Annotated in this window: 11 protein-coding genes and 1 rRNA gene; 1 reads left to right on the top strand and 11 read right to left on the bottom strand. The window is 42.3% G+C overall.

Annotation, left to right across the window (positions count from 1 at the left end):
• Positions 1-184: 184 nt before the first annotated feature.
• Positions 185-466 carry an AbrB/MazE/SpoVT family DNA-binding domain-containing protein gene (locus tag JI667_RS19675; RefSeq protein ID WP_098353711.1) on the top strand — a complete coding sequence of 94 codons (282 nt, stop codon included), beginning with the start codon at positions 185-187 and terminating at the stop codon, positions 464-466.
• A gap of 76 nt (positions 467-542) precedes the next feature.
• On the opposite strand, the gene rsmI is transcribed toward JI667_RS19675, so the two are convergent.
• The 11 genes from rsmI to rrf all read right to left on the bottom strand — a co-directional run.
• A complete protein-coding gene (gene rsmI / locus JI667_RS19680; RefSeq protein WP_206858005.1) occupies positions 543-1,415 on the bottom strand; it encodes a 16S rRNA (cytidine(1402)-2'-O)-methyltransferase in 873 nt (290 codons plus the stop codon).
• Between the two features lie 21 nt (positions 1,416-1,436).
• The gene (locus JI667_RS19685) at positions 1,437-2,195 is read right to left on the bottom strand and encodes a tRNA1(Val) (adenine(37)-N6)-methyltransferase (RefSeq protein WP_206858008.1); all 759 of its coding nucleotides are present in this window, start codon (positions 2,193-2,195) and stop codon (positions 1,437-1,439) included.
• Positions 2,196-2,581: 386 nt separating this feature from the next.
• Positions 2,582-2,956 (bottom strand): DNA replication initiation control protein YabA, encoded by a 375-nt coding sequence (gene yabA, locus JI667_RS19690; RefSeq protein ID WP_148971327.1) that lies wholly within the window; start codon positions 2,954-2,956, stop codon positions 2,582-2,584.
• A 14-nt stretch (positions 2,957-2,970) separates the two neighbouring features.
• Positions 2,971-3,798 (bottom strand): PSP1 domain-containing protein, encoded by an 828-nt coding sequence (locus tag JI667_RS19695; RefSeq protein WP_206858011.1) that lies wholly within the window; start codon positions 3,796-3,798, stop codon positions 2,971-2,973.
• A 7-nt stretch (positions 3,799-3,805) separates the two neighbouring features.
• Positions 3,806-4,789, bottom strand: a complete 984-nt coding sequence (gene holB, locus JI667_RS19700) for a DNA polymerase III subunit delta' (RefSeq protein ID WP_206858013.1) — start codon at positions 4,787-4,789, stop codon at positions 3,806-3,808.
• A 17-nt stretch (positions 4,790-4,806) separates the two neighbouring features.
• Positions 4,807-5,247, bottom strand: coding sequence for a YaaR family protein (locus JI667_RS19705; RefSeq protein WP_206858014.1), 441 nt, complete (start codon positions 5,245-5,247; stop codon positions 4,807-4,809).
• A 15-nt stretch (positions 5,248-5,262) separates the two neighbouring features.
• Positions 5,263-5,592 (bottom strand): cyclic-di-AMP receptor, encoded by a 330-nt coding sequence (locus tag JI667_RS19710; RefSeq protein WP_206858016.1) that lies wholly within the window; start codon positions 5,590-5,592, stop codon positions 5,263-5,265.
• A 118-nt stretch (positions 5,593-5,710) separates the two neighbouring features.
• Positions 5,711-6,349 carry a dTMP kinase gene (gene tmk, locus JI667_RS19715; protein WP_206858018.1) on the bottom strand — a complete coding sequence of 213 codons (639 nt, stop codon included), beginning with the start codon at positions 6,347-6,349 and terminating at the stop codon, positions 5,711-5,713.
• A 14-nt stretch (positions 6,350-6,363) separates the two neighbouring features.
• Complete coding sequence (locus JI667_RS19720; RefSeq protein ID WP_206858020.1) at positions 6,364-7,782, bottom strand: aminotransferase class I/II-fold pyridoxal phosphate-dependent enzyme; 1,419 nt, start codon at positions 7,780-7,782, stop codon at positions 6,364-6,366.
• A gap of 134 nt (positions 7,783-7,916) precedes the next feature.
• Positions 7,917-8,117, bottom strand: coding sequence for a sigma factor G inhibitor Gin (locus JI667_RS19725; protein ID WP_244668404.1), 201 nt, complete (start codon positions 8,115-8,117; stop codon positions 7,917-7,919).
• 606 nt (positions 8,118-8,723) lie between these two features.
• Positions 8,724-8,795, bottom strand: a 5S ribosomal RNA gene (gene rrf, locus JI667_RS24080); the annotation flags it as partial.

Raw genomic sequence — 8,795 nt, forward strand, 5'->3', positions numbered from 1 at the left:
TTTTACAACAAAGCGTAAAGCTTAGTGTATCAGTATTCACACATCCATTTTTTATTAATAATTTACAGATTTAATTATTGACGAGATTCCCAATCGTTGGTATGATAGTATCAGTTAAAGAAATTTGTCGAATATTGACGAAACAGATAGAGATAAATTATATTTATTTGGAGGAGATTCTCAAATGAAGTCTACAGGTATTGTAAGAAAAGTTGACGAATTAGGTCGTGTCGTTATTCCCATCGAATTACGCCGTACATTAGGTATCGCTGAGAAAGATGCCTTGGAAATTTATGTGGATGATGAAAGAATCATCTTAAAGAAATATAAGCCAAGCATGACTTGCCAAATTACCGGGGAAGTTTCAGATGACAACATCAAGCTTGCCAATGGTAAATTAGTTCTTAGCCGTGAAGGTGCCGATCAATTACTGAAAGAAATCCAAGAATCATTACAAACAAAATAATTTGGTGTTACTATATCAAAGGGCCTGAGTGACTGAACTCAGGCCTTTTTTTATTTATCTATAAAATGCGGTCTTTCTATTCAACGTGATAGGCTTGATACACTTCGCGTTTCGAGAGGGACCGCTCTTTGGAAACGTGCTTGATGGCTTCTTTCGAAGACAGGTTTTTTTCATTTATATAGTGCTGAACATGGTCTTGAAGAGAGTAACTGCTCCACCACTCTTCCTCCTGTTCTTTCTCAAGGGGACCAGCACCTTCGATCAATAAACAGAATTCGCCACGTACTTCCCCATCATTCGCCCATTCCATGACTTCTTCAAGTGAACCACGGATGAATTCCTCGAACTTCTTCGTAAGTTCCCGGCAGATAACGATTTGCCTGTTCCCTAAAGCTGTATACAATTCCTTTAATGTTTCCTTTAACCTGTGCGGAGACTCGTAAAGGATAAATGTGTCTTCTACTGATTTAAGTGTTTCTAGTTCAGCCCTTTTGTCTTTTTTCCCCCTATGTAAAAATCCATAGAAATAAAATGGCTGGGGACATAAGCCAGAAGCAATCAAAGCCGTAAGAGCTGCGTTCGCCCCGGGTAATGGGATGACAGCAATATCGTGCTCGATCGCTTCCTTCACCAGTTCATAACCAGGATCTGAAATCGAAGGCATTCCTGCATCACTTACAAGGGCAACGAGCTCTCCTCTTTTCATTCGTTCAATCAGCTTCTGCCCGCTTGTTTCTTTGTTATGCTCATGATAACTAATGATAGGTGTGTCAATCTCAAAGTAATTGCACAGTTTTTTCGTATTTCTTGTATCTTCGGCGGCAATCACTGACGCCTCCTTCATCATACGGATGGCGCGAAACGTCATATCCTCTAAATTCCCTATTGGCGTAGGGACAAGATACAAGCTTCCTTTGTCATTATCCTGAAAACTTTTTTGCTGATTCATTTGTAAAGCTCACCTCCTGCATCACGTTTGGCTATTTTCATTATGTCCAAATAGCATATCATGTACTTCTTTAGAATACTCATTCATTGCATCGTACACATATAATGGCGGAAGGATCTTTAGGTCTGGTTTCCCATCTTTAATTCCTTCTATTAATATGGTGTTGGCTTCTCTTCCCGGCTTTGGATAAACAAAGCGAAGCCGCTTCGGCTCAAGACGGTGCTTCCTCATTAATGAGAGGATATCCATCAAGCGACCCGGTCGATGAACGAAGGAAGCCTTCCCTCCCTGCTTCAACAGATAGCTTGAAGCTTTGATGGTATCCTCAAGGGTGCATAGGATTTCGTGACGGGCAATGGCGTAATGCTCGTTCACATTCCTCTTGTCCCCTGGTGGCGTATTGAAATAGGGTGGGTTACACGTGACCACATCATAATGGGAATGATGAAGGAGACGATCAATCTCCTTTACATCGCCCCTTTTCATGGCTATCTGGTGTTGGCGATCATTGTACTCGATGCTTCTTTGGGCCATATCAAACAACCGTTCCTGGATTTCCACTCCCGTAATCTCTACATTGGTTCTGGCACTTAATAATAAAGGAATAATACCATTACCAGAACACAAATCAACCACTTTCCCTTTGTTAATCGGCAAATAGCTGAAATGGGCCAATAGGACAGCATCTGTAGAAAAGGAGAAAACAGATGGACTTTGAATGATCCTCATGTTTTCAGCCAATAAGTAATCTAAACGTTCATCTTCTTTTAACTGAACCATAGGTTCCCTCCATTTTTTCTTCTATTATATATTGTTTCCGCTTTGGGACTGTTCAAGCCGCCGGCACTTTTCGATTGGCTGTTTTCGTAAACATTGTTGCTTTTGGATGTAGCGAGTGGCTGTTGATTTCCGCTACAGGTGCTCGCCTTTCCGCGGGGCTGGCGGTGAGCCTCCTCATTTCGCTGAGGAGGCTCGGCCGAACGTCCGTGGAAAGAGGGACTGTTCCCTCCTGCACCACAACTTAAATGACAGAGCATCGAAAATCTTAATGGGTATGCGAACAGCAACAATCTTTGCGAAAACAGCCTTTCGATTAAAAAGGACCAATCCTTTTTATGGATCAGTCCTTTTTAGTCTGTATTCTATTCCAAAGAATGAAACGTTCCTTATTTCTTGTTTAAGAAAGAAAGACAGAACAGGCAATCTTCATCCTTACGGGGACTTCCGAAATGTATATTACAAATATGGAATCCTTCCTGGTATAGTCGGGCAAGGTTATCATAGCCTTCTCCGATATCCAGTGTTTTATCTTCTAAGTCTGACTCACCCGTCGTACCCGCATCGCTGTTTGTTTGTACCTTTTTTGGTGAGTTCTCTGTTTGTTCCAGTCTACGGCGCAAATGTTCATTTTCCAGCTTTAGAGAGTTATTCTCCTCTAACATTTCAGCTAGGCATTGTTTGAGCTCACCTAATTGATGATATAAATGACCAATTTGTTGTTCCATGTTACTGACTGAATCAAAGAACTCTTTCTTATCCACGACACTACACCCCGTTACTCTGTGGCTTGGAATGATACGGCACCCTCGTTCATAATTTCATCTAATGTGAATTCAAGAACCCGTTCTTCTTCTTTTATTTCTACCTGAAGAATACGCTCAAGAATATTAAGACCTACCACTTTACCTTTTCCATTAGGTGTCTTAATCACTTCTCCGATATCAGGTAATTCTTCTTTGGCTGCTTCATACTCGTCGTTCTCATATTTCAGACAGCACATTAATCGTCCGCATAGACCTGAAATCTTCGTTGGATTAAGGGATAGATTTTGATCCTTCGCCATTTTGATGGACACAGGTTCAAAATCCCCTAAAAAGGTAGAACAACATAGCATGCGGCCACAAGGACCAATACCACCCAGCATTTTTGCTTCGTCTCGAACGCCAATCTGACGAAGTTCAATGCGCGTACGGAAAATGGAGGCCAGATCTTTCACCAGCTCTCGGAAATCAACGCGTCCATCAGCCGTAAAATAGAATATGACTTTATTGCGATCGAATGTATATTCTACATCTACCAATTTCATATCCAATTGATGCTGATTAATTTTATCACAACATACATTATAGGCTTCCGTTGCAGATGACTTGTTCTCATCTACGATCAAACGATCTTTTTGATCGGCGATCCGAATCACTCTCTTCAGTGGAAGCACTACATCGTTTTCTCCTACTTGCTTTCTCTCTACGACTACTTTACCAAATTCGACTCCGCGGACAGTTTCAACGATTACATAGCAATCTTTTTGAATGTCCAATTCACCCGGATCGAAATAATAGATTTTACCCGCTTTTTTAAAGCGAACTCCTACAACATCGTACAAAGGACCATCACCCCTGCAGTTTTAGCATAAGCTGTTCTACTAGCAGCTGCGAATTCATATTGGCGTTTAATTTGCGTTTTGCTTCAAGTATCACCGTCATATTAGTAGAAAGACGATTCGTAGACACTTGAAGTGCGTTTGATTTCCAGTTTTCCTTTTGGTCCGGGTACACGAGCTGTTCTTCTTTTCCCAGCTGGATATGAAGTAAGTCTTTATATATTAGAAGTAAAAGATCCAATGCTCGATCGACTTGATCTTTTTCTTTGAAGTGCTGTACAAAATCCTCTTGTATTTTGACCATTGCTTGGAAGGGACTTTTCTGGAGGACTTCATATAATTTTAACACTATTATTCTTGCTTGTGCAAACCACTCATTTTGACATATTTCTACAGCTTCCTCATAATGATTCGTCAAGTTGGCTGCGAGGGTCGCAAAATGGGGTGGGATCCCTTCTTCCAATAACTGTTTTGTCAGCTGTTCTTTCGGCAACGGCTTAAATGAAACCGTCTGGCAACGCGAAAGAATAGTAGGCAGGATCCGATGAATATTTTCCGTGATCAGGATCGCCGTTGTATCTGCCAACGGCTCTTCAAGAAACTTAAGTAGGCTATTAGCCGCATTCGCCGTCATCTTATCTCCGTGAACGATGATGTAGATTTTCTTCTTGGACTCTACACCCGTTTTCGAGAACTCTTCCTGAAGGCTTTTAATCTGATCCTTCTTTATGGATAGACCATCAGGCTCGACGATGTGAAGATCCGGATGATTCCCGTGATTAATTCTTCTGCAGTTGGTGCATTCTTCACACGGCTTACCATTCACCCGGTTGAGGCAAAGCAATGCTTTCGCGAACAGGAGGCTCATTTCTTTCTTTCGTGTCCCTTTTTCACCCTCAAATATATAAGCGTGAGCGACACGATCCTTCAATATACTATTCTGCAACATCTGAAGGACGACGGGCTGAAATGGTTGTATCTCTTCAAACAACATGTCTTAACATCACTCTCTTACATATAAAGATTAATAAGGAGACCTTTTATTTCCCCTATTTTTCCTAATATATCAATGGATTTCTTTTCTTTATCCAATACATCCTCTGTTAAACCCACAAGATGCTGATCGACTGTTTCAACGATATTGAGCTTCCGCCCTTCCCCATACTGATTCCATGTATGGGACTGCTTCAGATCCATCCCAAAATCGACGGCTTCCCGTACAAACTTCTTCACCAATGTTTTATACTTGGCAAGATCTTTGAATGTCCTCGATTGAGATAAACGACTTCCGGCATCCTCTATTGTCGTGAGAAGCTTATTGAGCTGGTCCATCTGCAATTTCTGGTCGTGTTTCTGAACCAGCTGTCCGAATTTAACTTGACCCGTGCCGACTGTTCTCTGGTCTTTTCCTACACTATCTATGGACACACGATGGTCTTGGTTAATTTTCATTAAATGACCCTCTCTTTAAAACTGATGGAATTGCTCTACAGGGAGAACAAACACGGTTGCTCCGCCGACGGCAACTTCAACGGGATAAGGTACATAAGAATCGGCATTTCCACCCATAGGGGATACAGGAGCCACCATCTGCTCACGTGACTGACAGTTCTCTTTAATAACCTGTAACGCTTTATCCACACGAATATCATCTGTACCAATAATGAAAGTGGTATTGCCGGATTTTAAAAACCCGCCGGTACTCGCTAATTTTGTCGAACGAAAATTATGTTCCATCAGGGCGTTAGACAAACGATTGCTATCTTTATCCTGTACAACTGCCATAATTACCTTCATGAATAAATTCCTCCGTTATAAAGCCATTTACTTCCTTCTATTATATCATTGAACAGACTTCAATGCTTCATCTAAAAAAGAGGAGGACTTCTTAGGGTTTAAGCAGTCCTCCTCTTTTTTATTGAATCGTCCTTAAGTACCTCGTCACGATTTCATAGGCATCATTAATTACTTCTTCTTTACTCTTACTGGCATCGACGACCCTGATTCGATCAGGGTATTGTCTGATAACCTTCTGATATCCTTCCCGAACGCTGGTGTGGAACTCCACCGATTCCAGATCCAGCCGATTTACCTCTCTACCACTATGTTTGGAGATCCTTTTCAGTCCTTCTTCTGGATCAATATCAAAATATAATGTTAGATCCGGCATCTTATCCTCAATGGCAAATTGATTGATGTCCATAACTTCTTCCATTCCGATACCACGGGCATTCCCCTGATACGCAAGGGAGCTGTCAATGAAACGATCACACATTACAATCTTTCCTGCAGAAAGGGCAGGGATCACGATCTCCACCAAATGCTGCCGTCTCGCAGCGGCATATAACAGGGCTTCTGTCCGTTTGTCCATTTCTGTGTTCTTTGTGTTTAAAATGACTTCCCGGATCTGCTCGGCAATTGAAACGCCACCCGGTTCCCTTGTCAGAACAACATCGAAGCCATCCTGTTCCAATTGGTGATGCAGCTCTGATAAAACCGTTGATTTCCCTGCTCCCTCGGGTCCTTCGACGGTAATGAACAATCCTTTTTTCATCTATTTCCCTCCGCTTATCGATACACAAACACACAGTGATCAGTTAAACGATGATGACCTTGTATGTTTGCCTTATTTACTATATATTCTTCTAATCGCAGGATGACCTCGCGAGTGATCCTTTCACCAGGTACCAATAGAGGGATCCCCGGGGGATAAGGTGTCACCATTCCAGCAGCGATCTCTCCCTCCGATTCATCCAAGGGTATCAGGACTTCAGCCTTCTCGTCCATTTCCTCCAGCGTTAATGCCAATGTGGAGAAATGATTTTTCCTATCCGATGGGATTAATTTTATCCCAGAGCTTACCTCGACAACCGGCTCATTCTTAAGAGCACTCGATATCCTGCTGACCGCCTCTCCATAAGGAAATGAAAGGCCCCTTTTTATAAGAGGAAGGATCAGCAATACTTGAGATGGATCAGCAAGTTCCGGAAATATCCCTTCTGATTCTAATAGCCCCTGAAGAACATATCCCGTCCGTCCTTCAAGCCTCATTATAAGCTTTAAAGGATCATGTGACTGTTGAACAGAGAGCTGAGGGTGAATTCTTTCGACCGTCTGCATTAAGAGACTGACGTCCTGCAGCGTTCGATCCAGATCCTCCCTGGAAAACGTCCCCACATATGATCTCGCATAATCAAGCGATGCCATAATTGGATACGACGGACTACTTGATTGTAGCATAGATAAATACTCTTTTACCTTCCGCCCATTCACCCGTTTACTTCCAATATGTAAATACGATCCCATCGTCATGGCGGGAAGCATCTTATGAGCCGAGTGGATCACAATATCTGCTCCACATTCCAAGGCCGACTCCGGAAAGGGTGAACCCAACGTGAAATGGGCGCCATGGGCCTCATCAATGATACACATCACACCGTGTTTATGTAACTCTTCAATGATCTGTTTAATAGTATACGAGAATCCGTGATATGTCGGATACGTCAGTACACATGCCTTCACATGGGGGAACGCCTTCAGCGCTGCCTTCACAGCATCACCCCGAACACCCAAGGCGGTCCCTGAGTCACTCCACTCTGTTTCAATGAATACCGGTACAGCCCGGGCAAGTTTGATCCCGTTCAACACCGATTTATGGCAGTTCCGTTGAACAAACACCGTATCCCCCGGTACACAAGAAGCTAGAATTGCTGCTATGTTTCCTACTGTACTGCCATTCACCAATAAATAACTCTTTATGGAGCCATATACATCAGCAAGCATAGCCTCAGCTTCTTCTATCGCCTCACGGGGATCATGTAAATCGTCCAAACCGCTTAACTCTGTCAGATCCCCTTGAAAAAACGGATGATCTTCCTTCATCAATAAACCGTTCTTATGACCCGGCACATGAAAAGAAATAGGGTCGGTGTTCAAATGTCTCCCTATCGCTTCAATAAGCGGGGTTCTCCTATGATCTCGTTTCATTCCATCTAGCTCCTCAATAGAGATATCCTTTCATATCGTATCACACCCCTGCTCTTCCATGCGCCGTCAAATTTTGTGAATCGATAACGGGGTTCCTGACAACAAAAAAAATCATAACCATGTCTATCTTCTGGTTATGAGTAGATTTGAGGAGTATTCACTTTTTTTAACCTTTGTATGAACATTTTATACAAAGGATCGTTCGTTTCTGTATGGACCATTTCATTCTCACACTCTGTGCAGATAAACGATGTGTATAGATGGATTCCAACCTTCTTCTCAACGTGACACACGATACACTCTTCCAAAGCCGCCTTACGTTCTTGTTCTAACATAGGGCCCTCCACCTCCATACAATCAATTCTGCCTCAAAAACACTAATTGTATACATAATTTTAAACATTATAACTGACAGAATAATCAAGTGTACTCTAATCTTATGTTTCAGCCACCATCTCTGTGTATGTCTCCCTAAAAAAGATTGAGAAAAGATGTTGGAATATTGGTGGTGGGGCTTGGTAGTGTAGTAGGTTGGGAGATGGTGAGGTGTTGGACTGGTTTTGGTCTTTGGGATAGTCTTTGGAATAGGAGATCAGGGGACAATTTTACGATTACGCTGGATATTTGTAAAAAAACTAGGTCATGATGAGCAGCTTTAGGGTTAAAATGACGGGAATGGAACTATTTTCGGACTTTTGAAGGTTTGATTTATGGATAGACTGGACTGGCTGAGTGGGGATTGCGTCGTTTTTGACTTTATTGCGTCATTTCAGAGGGTGATTGCGTCATTATTTTATTATATGCGTCATTTCCAGCCCTAATTGCGTCATCTTTTCGTTTATTGCGCTTTTTACCAATAAATCCCTTTTATTAACTCGCCTTTTATCCATTTACAACAATAAAAAAGAGTAACTCATTGTGAGCTGCTCTTCTCTTTATTTGCCTGGCGACGTCCTACTCTCACAGGGGGAGATCCCCCAACTACCATCGGCGCTGAAGAGCTTAACTTCCGT

This window comes from Bacillus sp. NTK074B (assembly GCF_017303375.1).
In the GTDB taxonomy this organism is placed as follows: Bacteria; Bacillota; Bacilli; order Bacillales; family Bacillaceae_B; genus Rossellomorea.